The 23,846-nt window shown below is 45.2% G+C and carries 25 protein-coding genes; 7 read left to right on the top strand and 18 right to left on the bottom strand.

Going from position 1 to position 23,846, the window contains the following annotated elements; genetic code table 11:
• Nucleotides 1–28: 28 nt before the first annotated feature.
• Nucleotides 29–814: a lysophospholipid acyltransferase family protein gene (locus ICN46_RS08740; protein WP_216207532.1), complete on the bottom strand. Its 786-nt coding sequence runs from the start codon at nt 812–814 to the stop codon at nt 29–31.
• Between the two features lie 86 nt (nt 815–900).
• Here ICN46_RS08740 and ICN46_RS08735 point away from each other — a divergent pair, with 86 nt between their 5' ends.
• The 4 genes from ICN46_RS08735 to ICN46_RS08720 are packed head-to-tail and all read left to right on the top strand — an operon-like array spanning nt 901 to nt 4,126.
• The gene (locus ICN46_RS08735) at nt 901–1,713 is read left to right on the top strand and encodes a UDP-2,3-diacylglucosamine diphosphatase (RefSeq protein ID WP_370625514.1); all 813 of its coding nucleotides are present in this window, start codon (nt 901–903) and stop codon (nt 1,711–1,713) included.
• A complete protein-coding gene (locus ICN46_RS08730; protein WP_216207474.1) occupies nt 1,710–2,738 on the top strand; it encodes a glycosyltransferase family 4 protein in 1,029 nt (342 codons plus the stop codon). The genes ICN46_RS08735 and ICN46_RS08730 overlap by 4 nt, the downstream gene beginning before the upstream one ends.
• 11 nt (nt 2,739–2,749) lie before the next feature.
• Complete coding sequence (locus tag ICN46_RS08725) at nt 2,750–3,154, top strand: diacylglycerol kinase (protein ID WP_216207471.1); 405 nt, start codon at nt 2,750–2,752, stop codon at nt 3,152–3,154.
• 42 nt (nt 3,155–3,196) lie between these two features.
• Nucleotides 3,197–4,126, top strand: coding sequence for a GNAT family N-acetyltransferase (locus tag ICN46_RS08720; RefSeq protein ID WP_216207467.1), 930 nt, complete (start codon nt 3,197–3,199; stop codon nt 4,124–4,126).
• A 9-nt stretch (nt 4,127–4,135) separates the two neighbouring features.
• Here ICN46_RS08720 and ppx read toward each other — a convergent pair whose 3' ends face one another.
• The 4 genes from ppx to ICN46_RS08705 all read right to left on the bottom strand — a co-directional run bounded on the left by ppx (nt 4,136) and on the right by ICN46_RS08705 (nt 9,376).
• Nucleotides 4,136–5,680: an exopolyphosphatase gene (ppx, locus tag ICN46_RS08715; RefSeq protein WP_216207464.1), complete on the bottom strand. Its 1,545-nt coding sequence runs from the start codon at nt 5,678–5,680 to the stop codon at nt 4,136–4,138.
• Nucleotides 5,681–5,780: 100 nt separating this feature from the next.
• Nucleotides 5,781–5,987, bottom strand: coding sequence for a GDCCVxC domain-containing (seleno)protein (locus ICN46_RS12105; RefSeq protein ID WP_370625513.1), 207 nt, complete (start codon nt 5,985–5,987; stop codon nt 5,781–5,783).
• A gap of 96 nt (nt 5,988–6,083) precedes the next feature.
• Nucleotides 6,084–7,829 (bottom strand): alkaline phosphatase, encoded by a 1,746-nt coding sequence (locus tag ICN46_RS08710; protein WP_216207462.1) that lies wholly within the window; start codon nt 7,827–7,829, stop codon nt 6,084–6,086.
• Between the two features lie 86 nt (nt 7,830–7,915).
• Nucleotides 7,916–9,376 (bottom strand): DUF2252 domain-containing protein, encoded by a 1,461-nt coding sequence (locus ICN46_RS08705; protein WP_216207460.1) that lies wholly within the window; start codon nt 9,374–9,376, stop codon nt 7,916–7,918.
• 126 nt (nt 9,377–9,502) lie between these two features.
• On the opposite strand from ICN46_RS08705, the gene ICN46_RS08700 reads away from it, so the two are divergent.
• Nucleotides 9,503–9,979: an MgtC/SapB family protein gene (locus ICN46_RS08700; RefSeq protein ID WP_216207457.1), complete on the top strand. Its 477-nt coding sequence runs from the start codon at nt 9,503–9,505 to the stop codon at nt 9,977–9,979.
• 91 nt (nt 9,980–10,070) lie between these two features.
• Complete coding sequence (locus ICN46_RS08695) at nt 10,071–10,271, top strand: hypothetical protein (protein ID WP_216207456.1); 201 nt, start codon at nt 10,071–10,073, stop codon at nt 10,269–10,271.
• A 23-nt stretch (nt 10,272–10,294) separates the two neighbouring features.
• Here ICN46_RS08695 and phoR read toward each other — a convergent pair whose 3' ends face one another.
• The 11 genes from phoR to ICN46_RS08640 form a co-directional block, all read right to left on the bottom strand.
• A complete protein-coding gene (phoR, locus tag ICN46_RS08690) occupies nt 10,295–11,593 on the bottom strand; it encodes a phosphate regulon sensor histidine kinase PhoR (RefSeq protein WP_216207453.1) in 1,299 nt (432 codons plus the stop codon).
• Between the two features lie 64 nt (nt 11,594–11,657).
• Complete coding sequence (gene phoB, locus ICN46_RS08685) at nt 11,658–12,371, bottom strand: phosphate regulon transcriptional regulator PhoB (protein ID WP_216207450.1); 714 nt, start codon at nt 12,369–12,371, stop codon at nt 11,658–11,660.
• Nucleotides 12,372–12,386: 15 nt separating this feature from the next.
• On the bottom strand, nt 12,387–13,091 hold the full coding sequence (gene phoU, locus ICN46_RS08680; protein WP_216207447.1) for a phosphate signaling complex protein PhoU: 705 nt from the start codon (nt 13,089–13,091) through the stop codon (nt 12,387–12,389).
• A 12-nt stretch (nt 13,092–13,103) separates the two neighbouring features.
• The gene (pstB, locus tag ICN46_RS08675; RefSeq protein WP_216207525.1) at nt 13,104–13,865 is read right to left on the bottom strand and encodes a phosphate ABC transporter ATP-binding protein PstB; all 762 of its coding nucleotides are present in this window, start codon (nt 13,863–13,865) and stop codon (nt 13,104–13,106) included.
• 83 nt (nt 13,866–13,948) lie between these two features.
• Nucleotides 13,949–14,815: a phosphate ABC transporter permease PstA gene (gene pstA / locus ICN46_RS08670; protein ID WP_216207444.1), complete on the bottom strand. Its 867-nt coding sequence runs from the start codon at nt 14,813–14,815 to the stop codon at nt 13,949–13,951.
• Nucleotides 14,812–15,798, bottom strand: a complete 987-nt coding sequence (gene pstC / locus ICN46_RS08665) for a phosphate ABC transporter permease subunit PstC (RefSeq protein WP_216207442.1) — start codon at nt 15,796–15,798, stop codon at nt 14,812–14,814. Before pstC ends, pstA begins: the two co-directional genes overlap by 4 nt.
• A gap of 70 nt (nt 15,799–15,868) precedes the next feature.
• Nucleotides 15,869–16,897, bottom strand: coding sequence for a phosphate ABC transporter substrate-binding protein PstS (gene pstS, locus ICN46_RS08660; protein WP_216207439.1), 1,029 nt, complete (start codon nt 16,895–16,897; stop codon nt 15,869–15,871).
• Between the two features lie 127 nt (nt 16,898–17,024).
• On the bottom strand, nt 17,025–18,371 hold the full coding sequence (gene glmM, locus ICN46_RS08655; protein WP_216207435.1) for a phosphoglucosamine mutase: 1,347 nt from the start codon (nt 18,369–18,371) through the stop codon (nt 17,025–17,027).
• A gap of 45 nt (nt 18,372–18,416) precedes the next feature.
• On the bottom strand, nt 18,417–19,295 hold the full coding sequence (folP, locus tag ICN46_RS08650; RefSeq protein WP_216207431.1) for a dihydropteroate synthase: 879 nt from the start codon (nt 19,293–19,295) through the stop codon (nt 18,417–18,419).
• A 15-nt stretch (nt 19,296–19,310) separates the two neighbouring features.
• Nucleotides 19,311–21,188, bottom strand: a complete 1,878-nt coding sequence (gene ftsH, locus ICN46_RS08645; RefSeq protein WP_216207428.1) for an ATP-dependent zinc metalloprotease FtsH — start codon at nt 21,186–21,188, stop codon at nt 19,311–19,313.
• 148 nt (nt 21,189–21,336) lie between these two features.
• Nucleotides 21,337–22,011: an RlmE family RNA methyltransferase gene (locus ICN46_RS08640; protein ID WP_216207425.1), complete on the bottom strand. Its 675-nt coding sequence runs from the start codon at nt 22,009–22,011 to the stop codon at nt 21,337–21,339.
• Between the two features lie 138 nt (nt 22,012–22,149).
• Between ICN46_RS08640 and ICN46_RS08635 the strand changes: the two genes are divergently transcribed.
• Nucleotides 22,150–22,782 (top strand): YhbY family RNA-binding protein, encoded by a 633-nt coding sequence (locus tag ICN46_RS08635; protein ID WP_216207422.1) that lies wholly within the window; start codon nt 22,150–22,152, stop codon nt 22,780–22,782.
• Between the two features lie 99 nt (nt 22,783–22,881).
• Here the strand turns inward: ICN46_RS08635 and ICN46_RS08630 are convergent, their stop codons facing one another.
• Complete coding sequence (locus ICN46_RS08630) at nt 22,882–23,349, bottom strand: DUF4149 domain-containing protein (protein WP_216207419.1); 468 nt, start codon at nt 23,347–23,349, stop codon at nt 22,882–22,884.
• Entirely contained in the window at nt 23,349–23,825 is a 477-nt protein-coding gene (gene greA, locus ICN46_RS08625; protein WP_216207416.1) for a transcription elongation factor GreA, read from the bottom strand. The genes ICN46_RS08630 and greA overlap by 1 nt, the downstream gene beginning before the upstream one ends.
• Between the last annotated feature and the right edge of the window lie 21 nt (nt 23,826–23,846).

Below are 23,846 nucleotides of genomic sequence, written 5' to 3'. Positions count from 1 at the left end.
ACCCGAATGTGATGACAGTTTTATTACATTACTGGGAACGAAGTGCTTTAGAGATAGCCTCTTGACTATATTGAGCCAAATCCTTTCGATCGGCTATAACTCCATTAGAGGGAATAGCCATAGGCGGCAAGATAGCCAGCTCGACGATTAAATGGCGGTTTTGAACTACATTTGCCATAGATTCAAGCAAGCCCATTTCGCCAATAAACGCTGGGGAATAACTTCTTTTTCCAGTGGCTGAGGACAGATACTGAATTGCCATTGGGTACACAGGGACTAAAGCTACTGTAGCTGACTCAAATAAATTAGGCTTGAAAGCGAGAACCTCATCCCCTAACGTAGAGGTTCCTTCCGGAAATATACAAATAGACTCCGTCTTCAACACGTCCGCAACTTGGCCCACTACGTGGCGTGCATGTCGGGCGCTATCCCTACGGATAAAAACTGTTCGTAGTTGTTTGGCCATCCAGCCAAATACCGGCCAGCTAGCTACTTCAGACTTGGCCACGAATCGAACCGGTCGAAAAGCATTGATCACATGGATATCAAGCCAAGAAATATGATTCGATGCCAATAAGTAAGTAGTATGAGGCAGCATTTCCGCCCCCTTAACTCTTAGTTGAATATTAAAAATAGATAATAGTCTTCGAGACCACCTTTGAATATGCTCCTGTTTTTTCTGGTCATTAATAAGAGGAAAAAGGAAAGACAAGGTCAATGCCCCACGGAGTACATGGAGAAAAATAAGTAGCCACACGCTGCACTGCGTAAAAAACGGCGCTTTAGATTCTGCTGGTATTGTTTGAATGCTCATAAAAGTTCTAACAATATAAATCAAGTCATAAAACTGACTTGAAACTGTCATGAGGATTACATAGATGGCTGGCTTAATCCTTACTCATGATGCATTACAGAGCTATCTGGATTTCAGACGTACACCTAGGAACTTCAGGGTGTCAGGCAAACTACCTCTTGGATTTCCTGAAACATAATGAAGCTGATAAGTTTTACCTGGTTGGCGACATTATCGATGGCTGGCGACTCAAAAAATCATTCTACTGGCCGCAAGCTCATAATGACGTAGTGCAAAAGCTTTTACGCAAAGCGCGCAAGGGTACAGAAGTGGTTTACGTGCCTGGAAACCACGATGAGAGCGCACGACAATTCTTCGGCATGTCGTTTGGTGATGTCAAAGTAGTTGAAGAGGTTATCCACACTACCCTCGATGGCAGAAAACTCTGGGTAACCCATGGTGATTTGTTTGATGGCGTTATGCAATATGCCAAATGGCTGGCCTACGTTGGCGATACCTTGTACACCTTCATTCTTTACATCAACCGCTACTTCAACATGATCCGCATGAAGATGGGCTTGCAGTACTGGTCTTTATCGCAATACCTTAAACACCAAGTAAAAAATGCAGTGAGTTATATTGCAGACTTCGAACACATCATGGCTCGCGAAGCCCGTCTAAAGGGCTGTGATGGCGTCGTGTGCGGGCATATCCATAAGGCTGAGATTCGTGAAATTGATGGCCTGCTCTATTGCAATGATGGCGATTGGGTGGAAAGTCTTTCTGCTTTAGTAGAAACCATGCAGGGCGAACTCAAAATCATTTACTGGACTCAAATCAAAGGTGAGCCAGTAACAGTAACTCCTGAAATTACCTTCCAACCCGCTGTTGAAGCACTCATTCAAGAGGCTGCGCTATGAAAATTATGATCATCACCGATGCATGGGATCCGCAAGTGAATGGCGTTGTGCGAACCTTAAAGCAAACCTGTGCAGAGCTGATTGGCATGGGTCACCAAGTAGAAATGATCACCCCCAACGGATTTAAATCAATCCCGTGTCCGACCTATCCCGATATTTCGCTGTCGCTTTTTCCTGGTAAAGAAGTCTCTAGAAGAATCAAAGAATTTGCACCAGATGCTATGCATATTGCAACAGAAGGTCCGTTGGGGCTTTCTGCGCGCTCTTATGCAGTCAGGAATAAATTGCCATTTTCTACGGCTTATCACACCCGTTTTCCAGAGTACGTCAAAGCCAGAATTGGCTTACCGCTCGGCCTGACCTATGCATTCCTGCGGTGGTTCCATGGACCATCTATGGCAGTAATGGCCCCAACAATTGTTGTGAAGGATGATCTTGAAAAATACGGTCTGAGCAATGTTGTCCTTTGGTCTAGGGGTGTTGATCTAGATATCTTCAAAATGCAAGAATCCAAGGCGCTGAATACTGCCCATCCAATTTTCTTATATGTTGGACGCGTTGCAGTTGAGAAAAATATTAATGCTTTCTTAGAAATAGACTTGCCTGGTTCCAAATGGGTTGTTGGTGATGGACCAGCAATGGCGGGTATTAAAGAGAAATATCCAGAAGTCAATTACCTCGGCGTTCTTCAACAACATGAACTTGCCAAGGTCTATGCTGCTGCAGATGTATTTGTATTTCCAAGCAAAACCGATACCTTTGGGCTTGTGCTGCTTGAAGCCTTGGCTTGCGGTACGCCAGTGGCTGCATATCCAGTAACCGGCCCAATTGATGTTCTTGGAAATTCTCCTGCTGGCGCCATGAATGAGGATTTGCGTGAGGCATGCCTCCAAGCCCTGAAGATTCCCCGCGAAGTAGCCCGCGCACATGCAGAGAAATTCTCCTGGCGAGCCGCCTCAGAGCAATTTGCCAATCACCTCAAGCCAGTTCCTTCGACAGAACTTCACATTTCGGCACTTGCTTAGGCGCACATACTTTGACAGCCCCATACAACATTAACGATAACCCACATAAAGGAAATCGTGGCCTCACTCGCGCTTGGCATGCAGCCAAAAACTCTTGGTGCGGCATCGTTTATGCATTTAAAGAGGAAAGTGCATTTAGGCAAGAACTTAGTCTTCTAGTATTACTTATGCCTACCGCCCTTCTCTTGCCAATTAGTCATTTAGAGAAGGCCATTCTGGCTTCGTCACTCATTCTGATTCTAGTTGTTGAACTATTGAATTCCAGCGTTGAAGCGGCCATTGATCGAATCTCATTTGAACACCATGACTTGTCCAAGAGGGCCAAGGATTTTGGTTCAGCTGCAGTGATGTTGGCCCTACTCATTGCCACCTTGTTGTGGCTTACGGTTTGTATTCCACTTGTAATCAATTTGTAATAAATGCTAATTACGATCTTTAAAAGATAAATAAGGTTAACCATGTCCGACATTCCAAATCCATTTGCCGCTCTTGATATGTTTGGCCCGCGCTTAAAAGGCAAGCCGAAGAAAAGTAAATTAAGCCCCTTCAAGAAGCTCTTGCCTAAAAAACTGGCAAAGAAACTATTCGGCAAAAAGTTTGCCACTAAGACTCGCAATCAACTTATTTCAGTTGAAGAAGTTGTACCAACCGTTGCGATTGTCAAAGCCAAAAAACCAGGCTTACAAATTACCTGGGCTAGTAATTCCAGTGAAATTAAAGAAGCACAGCGCTTACGCTACAAGGTATTTGCCGAAGAAATGGGTGCTAATTTAGCTGCCAGCTCTGAAGGTCTAGATGTAGATGAGTTTGATGCCTACTGTGATCACCTACTCATTCGTGATCAAGAAACTTTAAAGGTTGTTGGGACCTATCGCGTTTTACCTCCGCACAAAGCACAAGAAATTGGTCGCCTCTACTCTGATTCTGAATTTGATTTAACTCGCCTAAATCACCTTAGACCAAAAATGGTTGAGCTCGGTAGATCTTGCGTTCATGCTGACTATCGCTCTGGCGCCGTCATTATGGCCTTATGGAGTGGCCTGGCGCAATACATGCAAAAGCACGGATACGAAATCATGCTTGGCTGCGCAAGCATCCCAATGGGCGATGGCGGTCACTTTGCCGCCAGCCTCTACAACTCTCTAAGCAACGATCAAATGGCGCCGGTAGAGAACCATGCGTTTCCAAAACTGCCTCTACCACTGGACAAACTCAATGGCGGTCTAGAGGTAGAGCCTCCCCCACTCATTAAGGGCTACCTCAAGCTAGGCGCCAAGATTTGCAGTGCACCCGCCTGGGATCCTGATTTCAATACTGCTGATTTATTAACCATGATGCGCTTGTCTGATATAAACCCGCGCTACGCGAAGCACTTCTTAGGGCAATAAAGAAAGGGCTTATTTCAAGCCCACTTTATAAGAGCGACCGATGCGTTCCCATTCGGTCGCTTCTTTTTGCAAGCTAAATTCTGTTAATGGATGCTCGTTAGTCCAATCTTTTGGTAGGCTTACCGCATACGATCCAGCATTCTCAGAGATTTTTACCTTAGGAAGGTTGCCATCGCTTCTGCCGCGGCATAAGACTTGAGCTAGTCGCAAACAAAACAACATTCGCCAATCATGAAAACTGGCATTGTTCGCTAACTTTCCTAGTTTGCCAGCATGTCCTATGAGCAACGCCGCTAAACGTGCTTGATCATTTTTTGAAAAACCCGGCATATCAGCATTGCCAGCTATATAAGCAGAATGTTTGTGATAGCCATTATGAGAAATTGATAAACCAATTTCATGCAAGTTTGCCGCCCACTGCAATAGAGCAATATTATCGGCGCGGCTCTCGAATTCAGATTTGGGTAACTGCGCTAAAAACTCAGCGGCGAGCTTACCAACTCTGTGCGCCTGCTCACGATCTACATCATAGCGCTGCATAAACTGTTCAACCGTGACATAGCGCATGTCATGGTGTTGAGATCTACCCAGTAAGTCATATAAGACGCCAATTCGCAAAGCGGCATCCGTGACTTCCATAGATTCAATGCCAAGTTCATCGAAAACAGCAATCATGATGGCTAATCCACCAGGCCAGACAGCTCTCCGATCATCCTTTAGGCCGATCAAATCCACCTGACTGACATGCTCGTATTTAAGCAGGTGTTTTTTCATGGCCCGCAAGCCATCTCGGGTGATTAATCCGTGCGCTCTATTTGCGCCTTCGCCAGTATCAAGATGGTTATCAGCTATCAGTTCTGAGAGTGCTCTCGCTGTGCCGGAAGACCCAATGACCTGCTTCCAGCCACTTTTGAGATAAGCCCCAGAGATCACTTGAATTTCTCGACGAGCCGCCAATTCTGCCTCTTTGAAAGCGTGAGCATCAATATTGCCCTTCGGAAAGAAGCGCATGCTATGAGATACACAGCCGATATAAAGACTCTCCATCAGCCTAGGCTCGTAACTCTTACCAATAATCAGTTCAGTAGAGCCGCCACCAATATCTACCACCAAACGGTTACCATGAACAGCTGGCACTTCATGGGCTGCGCCGATATAAATGAGACGAGCTTCTTCTACCCCTGCAATGACCTCAATCGGAAAACCCAAAGCCTCTTCGGCATCTTTAACAAACTGCGGGGCATTTTTTGCTACACGCAGCGTATTGGTAGCCACTGCACGAACTCGAGAAGGGTCAAAACCACGGATACGTTCACCGAAGCGGCGTATAGCCGTTAATCCTCGTTGGTAGGCATCGTTACCAAGCAATTTATTTTCTGTGAGACCTGCGGCGATGCGAACGGATTCTCGCAACGTATCAATTGGGCGTATTTGCGTTCCTGAAGGTGTATTAACTACCTGGGCTACCAACATGCGAAAGCTGTTGGAACCCAAATCTACAGCGGCTACCAAATCTGCATCATTAGTCCGAAAGTCGACTGGATTGGCTACCAAAATATTCCCCGTAGAAAAATACGCTTAGTTAAATATGACTATTTTATGTAATAAGCATGACATATTCATGAAATTACAGTCTAGTCTAACGGGGAAAGGGTCAGGCGGCTAAATTTTGTTCTGAGCTGGAGCAGCCTACGCTCCCATAACTACAAAAAATGCAGCAATCCTCAGATCTAGTCTTCAAAATTCCACTACATGAAGGGCAACGATAAAACTGCTGAGAAGAGCCTTCGGGGATCTCAATTAGCTCGGCAGCCTTGCAATGAGGGCATGTAATAACAGAGTTCAATATGGTATTTGGCACATGTTGATTTTGAACTAATAATATTTCAGAAATAAGGCAAACACCTAGTCACCAATAATAATAAAACCAATTAAATTTATAGCCGCCATTTTTTGGTTACTGCCTACCTAAACCCAAGGACTCTACCATCACCTTGAATACCTCTGTGTTATCCATAAACCCATGGAATTTTTCAGAGCCAGGACCAATCGCGCTGAGTACGGCATCATCTGCAGTGTGAACTCCTGTATCTTGTTGGGAGGGCAAATTGCCACCTACGTGAATTGCATCCTCTTGCTGCTGGAGATACTTAGAATTAGCAACAAAATTACCGCCCTCGCCTTTAATGGCTGGTACAAAGGTGCCGTCTAATTTAGGGTGCATGGTTTCATAGTGGTCAGGATAAGCCCCGTAGAAGAAAGCCAAACGTTTTGAAACATCCATCTGATTTGGATAACCCTCTACATTGGCCTTAGGATAATTTGGATAGCCAGCATCAGCATAGGTGCCAACCTTTTCTCTCAGAGGTCCTGCCTTTGCATCATTCACCACACCGGCAATTGACCCGCTATGAGTATGATCTGGAGTCACAATGATCAGGGTATCCGGGTGTGTTTTGGCAAAATCTTTAGCAATCTGTACCGCATTGCTCAGCATGATGGTATCGAAAGCTGCCCTCTCCCAATCCAAGGGATGATTGAATTTATCAATCAGGGCTGCCTCGACCATCAAGAAAAAGCCATTGGGGTTTTTAGACAAGACATTTATGGCCGACTGAGTCATTTCAGTCAAGTCTGGTTGATTAGGAAATTCTGCAACTGTATTTTTCTTCAGAAATAAACGATCAAGGGAGCCATCCATATTGTCAGGATGAAAAACCCCAAATAATTTTTTAGTACTTTTATCTTCAGAAGCTTTTAAAAGCTCCTGCTTTGTAAAGACCGTTTGATAGCCGTCAGACTTAAATGCCTCAACTAGATTTTTATCGTCTTTACGCTTAGAAGTCTTGGTAGATTGTGGGTAAAAATAGGCTGAACCACCGCCTAAAATGACTTCTGCACCACTGACCAATAATTGATCTGCGATGTACTGCTTATCTGCACGACGGCGAGTATGCGAAACCACTGCAGCAGGAGTAGCATCTTCTAACTCCGCATCAGACACAATTCCGACTGACATCTTAGTATTGCGCTTAATTAACTCAGCAATCGTCTCTACCTTAGGGTGAGATAAATTATCAGTAGCGCGCGAAACATACACGCCCATCGCATTAACGGCTGTCTTATGGCCCGTGGTGTAGGCGCTCATTGAGTTAGCTGAATCGGTAATAAGTGAGTCAGAGCCAGAGGTACCGATCAAGGCAATATTGGGCATATCGTCAAACGAAAGCTTGCCCTGATATTTGCCCTCTGTAATACCTTTGGATAAAACGCGGGCTGCTGTACGGTTGGCAATAGTCATACCATCACCGATAAAGAGAATGACATTCTTCACCCTTCTTGGGCCACTTGCATAAACATCCCAGCTCACTTGTAAGCGCTCCTGGGGCGAACTAGCTGTCATGCTATATTTTCCAGGCTTAGCAATCTGAACATCGCGAAAAATAATAGAACTACCTTTGCCATTCTCATTAGCAATAAACTCGGGCTTCGCGTTAACAAACTTAGTGACCGGAGCGCCATTTATTTGAATCTGAAGCTCATCTTGATTGATAACGCCATTGAGCTCAACTTTGATATCAAATTTTGATCCCGCCAGTATTGAGGCATCATTAATCGGATAGATTGCCGCTGCGTAAATGTGGGACGATATGAGCGTGAGAAGTAAAGCGCTACAAAGTGGAAGCAGGCGAGAGATATGCATAGTCTTAAGAAAAATAGTCGCAAGAAAGATCAAGTCTCAACTATGTCTACTTATGATGACAAATCAATGACAACAATGGGCCAGAACTACTTTAAGACGCGCCTCTTGGCAACCTTCAACTCTCCAGACCGCACCGCCCCACAAAACATCTCAAAGTCAGCTTTATTTTGCTTCGCATAGGCCTTGGCAAAAGAATATAGAGCCTTATCAAGCTCTTTAGATTGCCCGCAGTACCCAGAAATCATTGCCGCATCCCCTGAGCGAGCATGTCCTAGGGCAAGAGCCCAACCAAATAATTTGGCATAGTCAGGAAAGTTTTCCAGAGAAACACCACCGGAGCCAACCGCAATCCCACCCTTCATATCACGTAATTGTCTTATGTAAAAATCCTGTTCATCACCAGCGTCATTTTTAACAGCACCAAAACCTAAAAAGATATCGGGCGCACCTTGCAGTAGTCTTTGACCCGCAACCACGCGATGACCCATATTGGCATAAACAGACTCACCAAGGTAAGGCGTCAGGACAGAATTTTGCGCTTCTTTGTACTGCAAAAATAGGGGGTCATTATCACCATTCCCTTCGTAATACAAAACCATGCAAGTTGTTCCAACACTACCCACACCAACAATTTTTCTAGCAAAATCCTTCAGTGAATAGCGACCAAACAAAACCTGCCTATCAGCCAGTAATGAGCGTGAGTAACTTGTAACCGCTTGAGATGCTAGCGTTTTGAATGCTACCCCATGAAGGCTTTTCGCAAGATGCTCAATAAGCGGTGGCTTATCAATGATTTTTCGATTTTTACCAACTAGGGTTGTCAGCTTTGTCAATACCTGAATATTCCCCTGTCCCTTAGTTTCTTTTAGATAGGCGTCCAGCGTTTTCTGGTGCGATTTACTGAAATGCTTACGGATATCCTTTTCACCAATAAATTGTTGAGCTAAGTTGAGGTAAGGCATTTGTGCGTATTGAGCCATACGCCTTTGATATTCAGAGCTAATATGATGAACTAATTTCTTACCTAAGGCCTCGGTTCCCCCAAGACTTTCGCAAGCAATCACTGCACTGGCAACCAATCGCTTCATATCCCACTCCCAGCTTCCGGGAAGGGTTTCATCGAAATCATTAATCCCAAATACCAAGCGATGCTCTGCCGTTCCAAATAAGCCAAAGTTTGATACATGCATATCACCACATAACTGCACAGTTATGTTGGTAGTCGGTTGATTGGCAAGATCGCAGGCCATGATGGCAGCACCGCCCCGATAAAAAGCAAAGGGTGACTGCAACATACGTTCATAGCGAATCGGTATTAGGGATGGATTGCGACTTTTGGCCTGCCGCTCAAGCACCTCAATCGGACTAATGCGATTCTTTGGCGGCATGTATCTACCCTGCTCTGCATGCGAAACCTTCTTGCGCAATGCCTTGCCGGCGGCTATGCGTTTTTGAATGCTGGATTGAGACCCCATAAATGGCTCTGGTGAATTAAGAGCAGCAATATTAGGATGTGCAGATGTAATACTTTTTTGAACGGCGGACATAATTGGCTCGCATTGAGAGAATGCCTATATTACCTCCCCACAAGTAAAAGCTATAGTCCAAAGATAGGATGCATCTTGGTAGTATTAAGGGATCTAGAAGTAAATTACTGTGCCTAAGGAGGCCATATGGAACACTGGGAGCTGTATTACAACATTGCGATTCGCTTGGCGCTGGCGCTGCTTGTGGGCTCTGTTCTGGGGCTAAATCGCTGGCTACACCACAAGTCTGCCGGCATACGAACCCATAGCCTGGTTGCCATTGGGTCAGCTACGGCAGTAATGCTTATTAGCGACTTTGTCAAAGACGATGCTCAGTCGGTCAGCCGTGTATTACAAGGTCTCATTACTGGCCTAGGTTTTTTAGGTGCTGGCGTCATCATTCGCGAGCGCAGCTCCCAAAGAATACATGGCCTTACTACTGCAGCCAGTATATGGTCTTGTGCTTTAATTGGCGCAGCCTTTGGAGCGGGTCAGTTTGTTCTAGGCGGACTAGCCCTAGGAGCAATTCTACTAACACTACTAATTGGCGGCCCCCTGGAACAACTAGCTGCCAAAATAACTGGTATTAAGCAAGAATCTGAAGTCTCTACAGACCCAGACTAGGCAAAATAAGCTTAAAAATGCACTAAAACAGAGTTTTTGTCATATTAGTTTGTTAGAGTGTCCGAAATAAACAAACATACCCAGTAAAGTCATGAGCAAATATCAATACGAAGACGCCGTTAAACAGTTGCAGGAGTCTGGAAGTATTCGTTTGGAAGACTTTAAAAACCTTTCCTACGAAGACCTCAATGAGCTCTTAGAGGAAATCAAAGTTTGGTGTCTATACGCCAATGGAAAAGCAGAAAAACTGCCCAAAGAATCTAAAAAGAAAAAGAAAAAGAAAAAGGAGTGAAGTTGCAGCACTAAGAGTTAGCGCTACTCACTCACCCGCTCTTTAGGGAAGCGTAGAATAAAAGTGCTACCCCTTCCGGGGGTGCTTTCAATAATGAGTTGCGCTTGGTGACGACTGGCAATGTGCTTCACAATCGCTAAACCAAGCCCTGTGCCCCCGGTATCTCTTGAGCGACTTCTATCGACCCGATAAAATCTCTCAGTCAGTCGTGGCAAGTGCTCAGGAGAAATCCCCGGCCCCGTATCAGTCACAGAAAATTCTCCCTGACCTTGAGGATTTACGCTCCAACTGGCATTAATTGAACCAATGTCTGGCGTATAACGGATGGCATTAGATACTAGGTTGCTAAATGCAGATAAAAGCTCGCGCTCATCTCCTAGTAAAGTGCACGAAGTGGTAGATTCAAAATTGAGCGCATGTCTACCCTGAGACAGCGCTTCCGCATCGTTTTTCAACAATGCCATCATTGTTGTGATTTGTACTGCCTGCATAGGGGCAGGCAAAGTATTGGATTCAAGATTGGCAAGAGTCAGCAGATCCTCGACTAAACTTTTCATACGCTGTGCCTGGGACATCATCATGTCAAAGTACTGGTCTCTTTGTGATTTTTCTAAATCCAAGGACTGCACGGTTTCTAAAAAACCCATTAATACCGTAATGGGGGTTCTCATCTCGTGAGAAACGTTTGCCACGAAGTCGCGTCGCATTGCGTCTGCTTTCTGCAAATCCGTGACATCCTGGATCAATAAGAGGTGGCGCTTGTCACCAAAAGGAAAGGCCTGTAGCATCAGACTCAAATTGCCATCCGAGCTCATGCGCTCTAGCAACAGTGGTTCTTCAAATTGCCTTCTATTTAAATACTGCACAAACTCTGGACGACGAATCAAGAAATTAATTCTTTGCATTGCATCGCGTTTGAAATTCAAACCAAAAAAACGTTCGGCAATGGCGTTACACCACTCGATTTGATCTTGGTCATCGAGCATAACGATGCCGTTTGGGGATGCCTGAAAGGCTTCAATAAATCGGTCATGCTGCTGCTCGATAACTCTGACTTGCTGCTTGAGATTGCGAACTAAGCGCTGCAATCTAAAAAATACCTCCTCCCAAAATCCACTGGGAAGTGGCATCGACTCCACTGAATCCGCTAAAACATATTTACGCAGTCGAGCCAAATTGATATAGGAATAGACCAAAGGTATGGCCAGAATAGCTATGCCAGAAGCAATGGCCACAATTTGACCCCAATTAATCAGGGCAATGTAGGCGGCAATAAATGCCAAACAAACGATAAAGAAGAATCTACTTAAGGCGGAGAGCATGCCGCAATCTTAGAGCATTCGGGATTGAAATGGAAAAATTTGCAAAACCCAGCAATGCCAAACCTTAGGTAAGTGTAGGGGTCTTAGTAATACGATAACCACTGCCACGTACCGTCTCGATGTATCGATCACAGTCTACAGGCGCCAAAGCAGCCCTCAATCTCTTAATGTGGACATCTACCGTGCGCTCTTCGATATAGACCTCATTGCCCCAAATCTTGTCTAGTAAATTTGCCCTTGAATGTACCCGCTCAGGATTAGCCATAAAAAACTGCAAAATCCGGTATTCAGTAGGTCCAAGTGGTATTGGCTTGGGATCTGTGTTGGGCCATACAGCTAAAACACGATGTGAGACAGGATCTAACTGTAATGGGCCAATGGCGAGTGGACCGACCTCCTCTACAGGGGTTTGGCGACGTAATAAAGCCTTCACCCTGGCAACCAATTCTTTGGGGGAAAAGGGTTTGGTGACATAGTCATCAGCCCCTGAATCCAATCCCAAGACCTTATCAGACTCCTCACTTTTAGCAGTAAGCATCAAAATAGGCAAAAACCGAGTACGTTCATTTGCGCGCAACTCTTTTGCAAACTGAACTCCAGATTTTCCTGGCAACATCCAGTCCAAAATTAATAAGCTAGGAAGCTCATCACGCATCATATTGAGGGCAAGGTCTGTTTGCATTGCTTTATCAACCTTAAACCCAGCATGAGTCAGATTAATGGAAATTAACTCTGCAATCGAAGGCTCGTCCTCTACAACCAATATACGGTGGGTCATCTTAATCCCCAAAAATTACTTGTTCGCCTCACGAACCAAATCTTCATGAGGAATATGACGCACGTCCGACCCCTTGGCGATATAGATTACAAACTCTGCAATATTTTTTGCATGATCGCCAATCCGCTCAATAGCCTTGGCGATAGTTAGCATATCTAATCCTGTAGTAATCGTGTGCGGATCTTCCATCATGTAGGAAATTAATTTACGCACAAATGCACGAAACTCTTCGTCAATTTGGCGGTCTTCCTCAACCACGGCAGCAGCTGCAATGGTATCCAAACGGGCAAAGGCATCCAGGCTGCGACGTAGTAACGAAATCGCCATTTGACCAGACAGTCGAATCTCGGCAACGTTGATGTTGTGAGGCGCACCGGCTTCGATCAAGCGCTTAGTTCTTTTGGCAACGCGCTCTGCCTCATCGCCAGCCCTTTCCAAATTGGTAATGGCTTTAGAAACAGCCATAACCAAGCGTAAGTCTCTAGCTGTCGGTTGTCGACGAGCAATGAGCTCAACGCACGCCATATCAATTTGCACCTCAAGATCATTTACTAATTTTTCATTCTCAATCACAACATTACAGGTATCTAAATCCATTTGCGTAAATGCACGCATGGCAGTTGAAATCTGCGATTCAACTAAGCCACCCATCTCTAGCAAACGGCTAGAAAGGGAATTTAAATCGGCATCAAATTGCGATGAAAGGTGTTTATCTGGCATTGTTATCTCCAATTAACCGAAGCGGCCGGTAATGTAATCTTCAGTTTCTTTGCGCTTAGGCTTAATGAAAATCTCATCTGTCTTGCCGTACTCAATCAAACTTCCAAGGTACATGTATGCAGTGTAATCGGATACACGCGCAGCCTGCTGCATATTGTGTGTCACGATTGCAATCGTATATTCATGCTTCAACTCATTAATCAATTCTTCAATTTTTCCTGTAGAGATAGGATCGAGAGCCGAGGTTGGCTCATCTAAAAGGATGACCGATGGTTTAACCGCTACACCACGAGCTATGCAAAGACGCTGCTGTTGACCGCCAGAAAGCGATAAACCACTTTGGTTGAGTTTATCCTTTGCTTCGGTCCACAAAGCGGCCTTATTCAAAGCCCACTCTACTCGCTCATCCATTTCAGAACGAGAAAGCTTTTCGTATAAGCGCACACCAAAGGCTATATTTTCATAAATCGACATTGGAAACGGTGTTGGTTTTTGGAAAACCATGCCAATACGTGAGCGCAATAAATTGAGGTCCTGCCCCGGCTCAAGAATATTTTGCCCGTAGAAATTAATTTCTCCCTCAGCGCGCTGCCCAGGATAGAGGTCATACATTCGATTGAGCGTGCGCAGTAAAGTCGATTTGCCACAACCAGATGGGCCAATAAAAGCGGTAACTTTACCCTCTTCAATATCTAAATTAATATTTTTTAGACCCTGAAAGGCGCCATAAAAAAAGTTAAGGTTACGCACTTCAAGTGCATTTTTAGGAGCCATTGGCGGCTCATTGCTAGCTACGTTCACACTACCCCCTTGACTATCAATCTGATTTAAGTCAAACATTGTTTTCATATTGGCCATCATCCTTGCACTTTCTCACGGAACACTACACGAGCAAAGATATTTAAGCCCAATACAGCAAAAGTAATCAACAATGAAGCGCCCCAAGCTAGACTTACCCAGTTATCGTAAGGACTCATAGCAAACTGGAATATAGTTACCGGCAGATTCGCCATTGGTGCATTCATATTGGTTGAAAAAAATTGGTTATTGAGTGCAGTAAATAGCAATGGGGCAGTCTCCCCGCTCACACGCGCGAGTGCCAATAAAATCCCCGTCATGATGCCGCTCTGCGCCGCCCTCAAGGTGATCATAAATGCCACCTTCCACTTTGGCGCACCTAATGCATAAGCCGCCTCCCGTAAACTGCCTGGGACCAGTCGTAACATATTTTCAGTAGTACGAACCACCACAGGTACTGCAATTAAAGCCAAGGCAATGGTTCCTGCCCAACCTGAAAAATGCTTTACTTGCGCAACAAAAAGCGCATAGACAAATAAGCCAATCACAATAGAGGGCGCGGACAACATAATATCGGTCACAAATCGTGTGACCCCAGCTATCCGACTTCTATCACCGTACTCTGATAGATATAAACCAGCCAAAACTCCAACTGGAGTACTAATTAATGTACAACTAACAATCAACATCAAGCTGCCAACAATGGCATTAGCCAATCCTCCACCTTCCGTACCTGGTGCAGGAGTACTTTGTGTAAACATATTGAGATTAATGGCTGAGAAACCCTTAATAAACAGCACAGACAAAATCCAAATCAGAAAAATCATCCCCAAGACCATTGCTAGCATTGATAGGATGAGGCCAATTTTATTGGTGCGTTTACGTTTAGCAAACACTGCTTGATCAATATTAACTACCTGACTCATGTCTTAACCCCCTGATTCTTCTCCATACGAATCAGCATCCATTTTGCTAAAGCCAAAACAACAAATGTAATAAAAAACAGCGCCAAGCCTAAGGCAAATAATGAGGAAAAGTGGAGGCCAACCTCAGCCTCGCCAAATTGATTGGCCAAAGTAGAGGCAATCGAACTACCAGGGGCAAATAAGGATGGCGAAATTCTGCTGGCGTTGCCGATCACAAAAGTTACAGCCATCGTTTCACCTAAGGCCCTGCCCAACCCTAGCATCACACCACCAATAACACCGGTCTTGGTGTATGGCAAAACAATATTACTAACCACCTCCCAGGTAGTGCAGCCGATGCCATAGGCTGACTCCTTTAATACGGGGGGAACAATTTCAAATACATCGCGCATGACGGAAGCAATAAAGGGGAGAATCATCATTGCCAAAATTAAACCGGCACATAACATGCCTATGCCGTTAGTGGGGCCAGAAAATAAAATGCCTAAAAATGGAATTTTTCCCAAAGTTGCCTGAAGGGCCGGCTCAATATAGTCACCAAAAATGGGCGCAAAAACAAAAAGGCCAAACATGCCATAAATGATGGAAGGCACAGCTGCCAATAATTCAATTGCCGTGCCCAAGGGGCGCTTCAAATACCCAGGGCAAATCTCCGTTAGAAATACAGCAATACCAAAGCTGAGAGGGACTGCAATGGCCAATGCAATTACAGAGGAAAGTAAGGTTCCATAGATAGCAATCAGACCACCAAACTTACCGTTAATAATATCCCATTCATTGTCAAAGAAAAATCCAACGCCAAACTCTTTTAGAGCAGGACCAGCATTGATAAACAATGAAACAATGATTCCCATTAGAGCAAAAAGCACTAACAGTGAGAAGAATTGCGTAATCGCATGAAACAGAAAATCTTGAATACGCTGCTTGCGAGCAATTCTGATTGCCTTAGCACTTGACAGGTTCAGAGACGCCGAAGAATTCATATTCACTTTTACGAGAAATTAAGAAAAAAAGGCCCCAAAAAGATTGGGGCCAGCTTTGAAGAATCTAGAATTACTTAACCCGCACTTGTGACCAAACACTCTTACGAATGAAATCAGTAGTTTTATCAGGCATTGGAACGTAATCTAAATCCGCAGCCATTTTTTTGCCATCCTTGAAACCATAATCAAAGAACTTTAAAACTTCAGCAGCACTTGCTTTGTTTTCTGGATTTTTATAAACGACAACGAATGTAGCGCCAGTGATAGGCCAAGCACCAGCACCAGGAGCATTGGTAATGAAAGTATTCATACCTGGGAACTTAGACCAATCTGTACCAGCAGAAGCAGCAGCAAATGAAGCAGCTGATGGCTCAACAAACTTGTCTTCAGCATTCTTCATCATGGTGTAGCTCATATTATTTTTCTTAGCGTATGCATATTCCACATAACCAATCGAATTCTTGATGCGAGTTACGTTTGCTGAAACGCCTTCATTACCTTTGCCGCTAACAGTAGAGGCAGCCGGCCATTTAACAGCAGCACCAAAACCCACTGCATCTTTCCAGCTCTTATTTACTTTGGAAAGGTAGTTAGTAAAGATAGCTGTTGTACCAGAGCCATCAGCGCGAGTTACCACGGTAATGCCGCCTGCAGGAATCTGTAAACCTGGATTCAACAATGCAATACGCTTGTCATTCCAGTTAGTCAAAGTGCCCTGGAAAATATCCGACAACACGTCGCTAGATAATTTCAATTGACCTGGTTTGATTCCATCAATATTAACTACTGTAACAACACCACCAATAATTGCTGGAAATTGAACCATGCCGCCAGCTTCTAATTCTTCAAAAGTCAAAGGAGCATCTGTTGCACCAAAGTCGACTGTCTTTGCTTTGATTTGTTTAATACCACCACCAGAACCAATAGACTGATAGTTCAGGCTATTGCCGGATTTCCCCTTGTATGCCTCAGCCCATTTGGCCAGAACTGGATAAATAAATGATGAGCCAGCACCTGTCATCTCAGTTGCCATGGCGCCTGTTGAAAACGACACTGCCACTGCACTAGCGAGTAAAACTTGTTTGATTACGAGTTTCATATATGAGTCCTTGTAGATATGCCAAATGAATGCAATACCAAGACAATACGATTCGTGTGTGACCCTTTTATGACAGTCTAGTTAAAGTTTATTAAATTCAATATATTCAATAACTTAGGAATTATTTTTAGTGTGCCGTAGGGACTAAATCAGCAATACTTTTAGCGGCATTCATGGCTGTATCAGAGTCCTGTGTCTCAACCATCACCCTCAAAACAGGCTCAGTTCCAGAGGTTCGAATGAGCACCCTGCCAACATCCTTGAGCTCACTCTCCACTTTCGCGATCTGCTGCTTGAGAGCCTCATCAGATTTCCAATCATAGCCAGGCTTGAATTTAATATTAAGCAGTATTTGAGGGAAGATTTTTACTGCATCGAGGAGTTGCGCCAGACTTTGCTTGTTTTGACTCATGGCAGCCAATACTTGCAGAGCGGCAATCGTGCCATCACCCGTGGAATGTTGATCTAAACACAATAAGTGGCCCGAACCTTCGCCGCCAACAATCCAACCCTTTTGCTTGAGTACCTCTAGAACATAACGATCGCCAACCTTGGCACGCTCAAACCCGATCCCCAAACCTTTAATAGCATTCTCAACAGCCAAATTCGTCATCAGGGTCCCAACTACCCCGCCCAATGCCTGACCACGAGCAATGCGGTCTTTGGCAAGAACATAGAGGAGTTCGTCGCCATTAAATAATCTACCGGTAGCGTCCACCATTTGCAGGCGATCAGCATCACCATCCAGGGCAATGCCGATATCAGCGCCCACTTCTTTTACTTTAGAAATCAATGCTGCAGGTGCAGTCGCGCCACAACCGTCATTAATATTACGTCCGTCTGGACTAACACCAATCGAAATCACTTCAGCACCAAGCTCATGGAATACTGGTGGAGCTGTATGGTAGGCGGCACCATTAGCGCAATCCACTACCAACTTCAAGCCTTTGAGATTGAGATCGCCAGGGAATGTTGATTTACAAAACTCGATATAGCGCCCTGCAGCATCATCCAAGCGAAATGCTTTACCTAATTCTTTTGAGCTTACGCAGCCCATTGGTTTTTCTAGCTCAGCTTCAATGGCTAACTCAAAATCGTCCGACAACTTATCACCATTGGCAGAGAAAAATTTAATGCCGTTGTCTTGGTAAGGATTATGTGACGCTGAAATAACGAGGCCAGCAGATAAGCGCAAAGCTTTCGTCAGGTACGCAACCCCCGGAGTTGGAATGGGGCCGCAAAGCATGACATCAACTCCTGCAGCGGCAAAGCCAGCTTCTAGAGCCGCCTCTAACAAATATCCAGAAACCCGCGTATCTTTGCCAATCAGAATCTTGCAGCGCTCACCAGGTTTTGCATCCCGCGTTAATACTTTGCCAGCAGCGTATCCAAGGCGGGTCATGAACTCCGGAACAATCGGAAACTGCCCCACTTCCCCGCGGATACCATCAGTGCCAAAGTATTGTTTTTTCATAAGGTCATTATAAAACTTATGGCTAGTAATGCATATTGCGGACGTTCAGTTGGCTTGAACGGCTTCCCAGAGCTTGAGGGCATCTATCGTTTCCGATACATCGTGTACCCGAACAATCTTAGCGCCACGATCAGCCGCCATAATGGCTGCGGCAATACTCGGTGCAAGTCGCCCATTGGTTTCTTTTCCGGTGAGCTTACCCAACATCGACTTTCGCGAAATACCCGCCAAAACTGGATAGTTCAATTTTGAGAATAATTCAAAATGGGCTAGCATCTGCAGATTATGGTCTAAGCTTTTACCAAAGCCAAAACCAGGATCAATCGCAATGCGATTTCGATCTACACCATCACCAATAAGGCTATCGGCTCGCTCCTGTAAAAATGCAATTACTTCAGTCACCACATCTTTATAGTCAGGATTGAACTGCATTGTCACAGGATCGCGTTGCATATGCATCAACACAATGCCGCAACCCTCCCTCTTACTTTCATCAACACCATACTCAAGTACGGTACCGATTGCGCCATCTTGCCTGAGCGCCCAAATATCATTGACGCAATCGACGCCAGCTTGCAAGGCTTGACGCATTGTTTCTGCTTTATAGGTATCGATAGATAAAGCAACTCCACAATTTTTGAGCGCTTCAATTACTGGCAACACACGATCTAATTCTTCCTGCAGAGCAACGGGTGTTGCTCCCGGCCTAGTTGATTCACCGCCAATATCAATGATGTCTACTCCGCTCTTGATCATGAGCTCAGCTTGAGTGATCGCATCTTGGACTGTTCTGAATTTGCCGCCATCAGAAAAAGAATCTGGCGTGGCATTCAGAATACCCATGACTAATGGGCGCTTGCGTTTGCTAAAGTCAAAAAGAAAACGCCCGCAACGCCATGTCGCGGGCTTATCAGAATTCAACATGCCAAGCGGGCGAGATTAAGCAGTAGCCGGCGCACTACCTGCTGCAGGGCCTGGGTTACCGGCAGAGTTACCAAACTGGGTTGCAGGTGGAGGTGGTGGCACACGTGGAGGACGACCCTCCATGATGTCGGTAATCTGCTCGGCATCAATGGTTTCCCATTCAAGCAATGCAGCAACCATGGCTTCAACCTTATCGCGGTTTTGCTCAAGAATAGATCTGGCCAAGGCGTACTGACTATCAATCAATGTCCTAATCTCTGCATCCACTTTTTGTTGAGTTAACTCGGATACAGTCTTGGTGCTATTGCGACCGAAAATACTTTCGGATTCAGTATCAACATAGACCATGGTACCCAGGCTATCGCTCATACCATAACGCGTTACCATGTCACGAGCCATTTTTGTAGCGCGCTCAAAGTCATTAGATGCACCGGTACTCATGGAATGCAAGAACACCTCCTCAGCGGCACGACCACCAAACAAAATCGCTAGCTCTTCCAACATGCGATCTTTGTAAAGGTTCACACGATCAAATTCCGGCAGCTGCCAGGTAACACCCAATGCCATACCGCGGGGCATGATGGTCACTTTATGAACGGGGTCTGCTTTAGGCAAGACTTTTGCTACCACCGCATGTCCAGACTCGTGATACGCAGTATTGCGACGCTCTTCTTCACGCATCACGGCAGACTTACGCTCAGGCCCCATATAAATCTTATCTTTTGCGTCTTCAAAATCCTTCATATCCACTGCGCGCTTATTGCGACGGGCAGCAAATAATGCAGATTCATTAACAAGGTTCGCTAAGTCGGCACCAGAAAATCCTGGAGTCCCACGCGCTAATACAGCGGCGTCCACATCAGGATCGATCGGCACTTTACGCATATGCACTTGCAGAATCTGTTCGCGACCACGAATATCTGGCAGGCCCACATGCACTTGACGATCAAAACGGCCGGGACGCAATAACGCTTTGTCCAGCACATCCGAACGATTGGTGGCTGCAACCACAATCACACCGCTATTGCTTTCAAAGCCGTCCATCTCCACCAGCATTTGGTTCAGAGTTTGTTCGCGCTCATCATTACCACCGCCCATACCTGCACCGCGATGACGACCAACCGCATCAATCTCATCAATAAAGATGATGCAAGGTGAATTTTTCTTGGCGTTCTCGAACATGTCGCGCACACGAGATGCACCAACGCCCACAAACATTTCTACAAAATCAGAGCCGGAGATTGAAAAGAACGGTACCTTAGCCTCACCAGCAATCGCTTTTGCTAATAAGGTCTTGCCGGTACCTGGGGGACCAACTAGCAACACACCATGGGGAATGCGTCCGCCAAGCTTTTGAAATTTCTGAGGATCTTTCAAGAAGTCTACTAACTCAAAAACCTCTTCTTTGGCTTCATCGCAACCCGCAACATCGGCAAAGGTAATGGTATTGCTGTTCTCATCAATTAGGCGTGCTTTAGATTTGCCGAAAGAAAATGCTCCACCTTTTCCTCCGCCTTGCATCTGGCGCATCATGAAAAACCAAAAACCAATAATCAATAAAGTAGGTCCGAGGTAATACAAGGCAGACACAAGCATGTTTGGCTCATCCTCTGCCTTACCAGTAACTTGAACACCATACTTCATTAAATCGCCAACCATCCATATGTCACCTGGGGAAATGATGGAATATTTATTGCCATCAGCTGGGGTAACTTGAAGGGTGCGGCCCTGCACATCCACACGCTTTACTTTGCCAACTTTGGCATCGTCCATGAATTGGGAATAAGTGACCTGAGTCTGGTCTTTTGGTTTGTCAAACTGTTTAAAAACAGTAAAGAGTACAAGACCCACAATGAGCCATACACCAATTTTTTGAAACATATTGCTGTTCAAAATGAGTCCTTTGCCGGATTAATCCGGGAGTTAAAGCAAATTGCTACACCTAAGTATTTGATTCTACTACTAGGCTTTTTCAAGGCCTAATAGGATGTTTATTTGATAAACCCCTACTTCCAGGGGGTTATTTCAATGGATTGCCTAATTATTTTGGTGGTTTTAAGTTTCTGCCGAGCAAAAAGATTTCGGATGAGCGCGCTCTTGAAGCTTTGGGCTTTTTGGAGACTACATTCTTGAAGACCTTTTTAAAGGATTCCACGATCTGGCTATAGCCACTTCCGTTAAAGCACTTAATCAATAAAGCGCCCTCAGGCTTGAGGTGGTTAAGCGCAAAATCTAGGGCTATTTCAGCCAAAAAGGCCATACGGGCAGCGTCTGCCACCCCCACTCCGGAGAGATTGGGAGCCATATCCGATAAGACCAAATCAACCTTGCCATTAGCGTCAACAGGTAAAAGTGCCTCCAACGCCCTCAAACCCTCATCCTCACGAAAGTCACCCTGTATAAAACTCACATCAGCAATGTCTTCCATTGGCAGGATATCGATCGCAATAATCGTGCCGTCAGGCTTACCAGATTCAATCTTGGGATTGCCCTTGCCTAACTCAGTCAGACGATTACGAGCGTATTGAGACCAACTCCCTGGAGCGCTCCCAAGGTCCACAATGGTCATGCCTGCTTTGATCAGACCATCCTGCTCATCGATCTCGCTAAGCTTGTATACCGCCCTCGCACGATAGCCCTCTTTTTGGGCCATCTTTACATAGGGATCCTGTAAATGATCTTGTAACCAGCTTTTATTAAATTTATTCTTTGCCAAAACTTACCCACTTTCGCCGTCTATTTTCCCTGTTTCTGCTGCGTAAGGCAAAAGGAATCAAGTTAAAACCCTCTGAATAGCACACCAAGCAGTCGATAAGGGGCTATTTAGCTCCTCCAATGCTCTATCATCGAGACCATGACCGCACTTAATATCACCCCCACACAACGCAAAACTCTTAAAGGCGACGCGCACGATCTCAATCCAGTCGTGATGATTGGTAACGATGGCCTGACACCAGCCGTAATTAAAGAGGCCAGACTTGCTATTGGCCATCATGGACTAATCAAGGTGCGTGTTTTTGGTGATGACCGTGAAGCACGCATTGCAATCTATGAAGAGCTTTGCGACAAGCTTGATGCTGCTCCAGTGCAGCATATCGGTAAATTACTGGTACTTTGGAGACCAAAAGATGATCTTGAAGAGGCTTCCACAAAGCTAGGCAGATCTAGCAAGCAAACCAAAAAAACCTTGCAGGCGCCACGCACGAAACGCCAACCAAATCGCACATCAGCTAAAAGCGGCGTTCGTACAAGCACATCAGATAGATCTGATCGCCGCTCCGCTGCGACCAAATCCCCTTTTGCGAGAGCTGCAGCAGCAAAGACAACATCAGCAGCACCTAAGAAAAGAGTGCTTCGCGCAGATGCTGCTGAATCCAAAATTGGTTGGTCATCTCCCGGTTACAGAAAAGCAGCAGCAGCTCCTGCGCCAATTAAAAAACGTAAAGCACGTATGAGTAGTACTAAAAAGAAAGTGCTTGGCTCTTAAGCATCAATAGTTTTTGACCCAATGAAAAAGCGCCTCGCGGGGCGCTTTTGCTTTATTGATTTTCACTTTATTCAATGTGTTTCGAATGGCATCCTCGCATTACTTCTTAGTAAGTCGCCACAATAAAACAATACCCAGCACGCTCTGAATAATAAAGAGACTGCTCGAAACGCCATGCAAGCGGGAGAACAATGCTGCAGAGGATGAGGCCATCACGGAGATGCTGTCAGCATTAGCCTGATCTCTTAAGGAACTCATCCAAGGGATCAACACAAAACCAGCACCAATAGCGCAGGAAAGCATGCCTAGCAATAACCAACGGATGGGCCGATAAACGTTTATGCCTTTAGATACCAAGAAGTTGACGGCAATCATCAGAATAAGACTGATTGCAATACTGAGGTAGGCTTCAACCTGAAAAATATTGCCGGCAACAATACCGGCAACCTGGTGATCACCTAAGACGGAGAACAGAATGGGTGTTACTAAATAAGCAACAGCAACAAATCCCCCAACCCAAAGCCCGGCTACAACAGTCAAAGTACGCTGCAAGCCGTTATAGCCCATTAGATATACCGGACTGCGAGAATTTCTACTTCGCGATTACCGCCGGGAGCCTGTACGGCTACTACATCACCCTCCTCTTTGCCGATTAAAGCGCGAGCAATTGGGGAGCTAATTGAAATCTTATGAATAGCAATATCAGCCTCGTCATCACCAACAATTTGATAGGTAAATTTAGTCCCATCCTCTAAATCTTCAAGATCAACCGTGGCACCAAAAACGATGCGACCCTCTACATCCAAAGATGCAGGATCAATGATTTGAGCGGCAGAAAGTTTGCCCTCTAAATCCTGTATGCGACCTTCGATAAAGCCTTGCTTTTCTTTGGCAGCATCGTACTCTGCATTCTCGGAGAGATCACCCTGTGCGCGCGCCTCAGAGATGGCGTTAATCACGGAAGGGCGTTCAATGTGCTTAAGACGGTGCAGTTCTTCTTTAAGAAGTTCTGCACCGCGCTTCGTAATCGGGACTGAGCTCATACTGCTAACCTAACCTAAATA

This window comes from Polynucleobacter sp. Latsch14-2, assembly GCF_018881925.1.
GTDB lineage: Bacteria > Pseudomonadota > Gammaproteobacteria > Burkholderiales > Burkholderiaceae > Polynucleobacter.
This window is presented reverse-complemented; position numbering and strand designations above follow the sequence as displayed.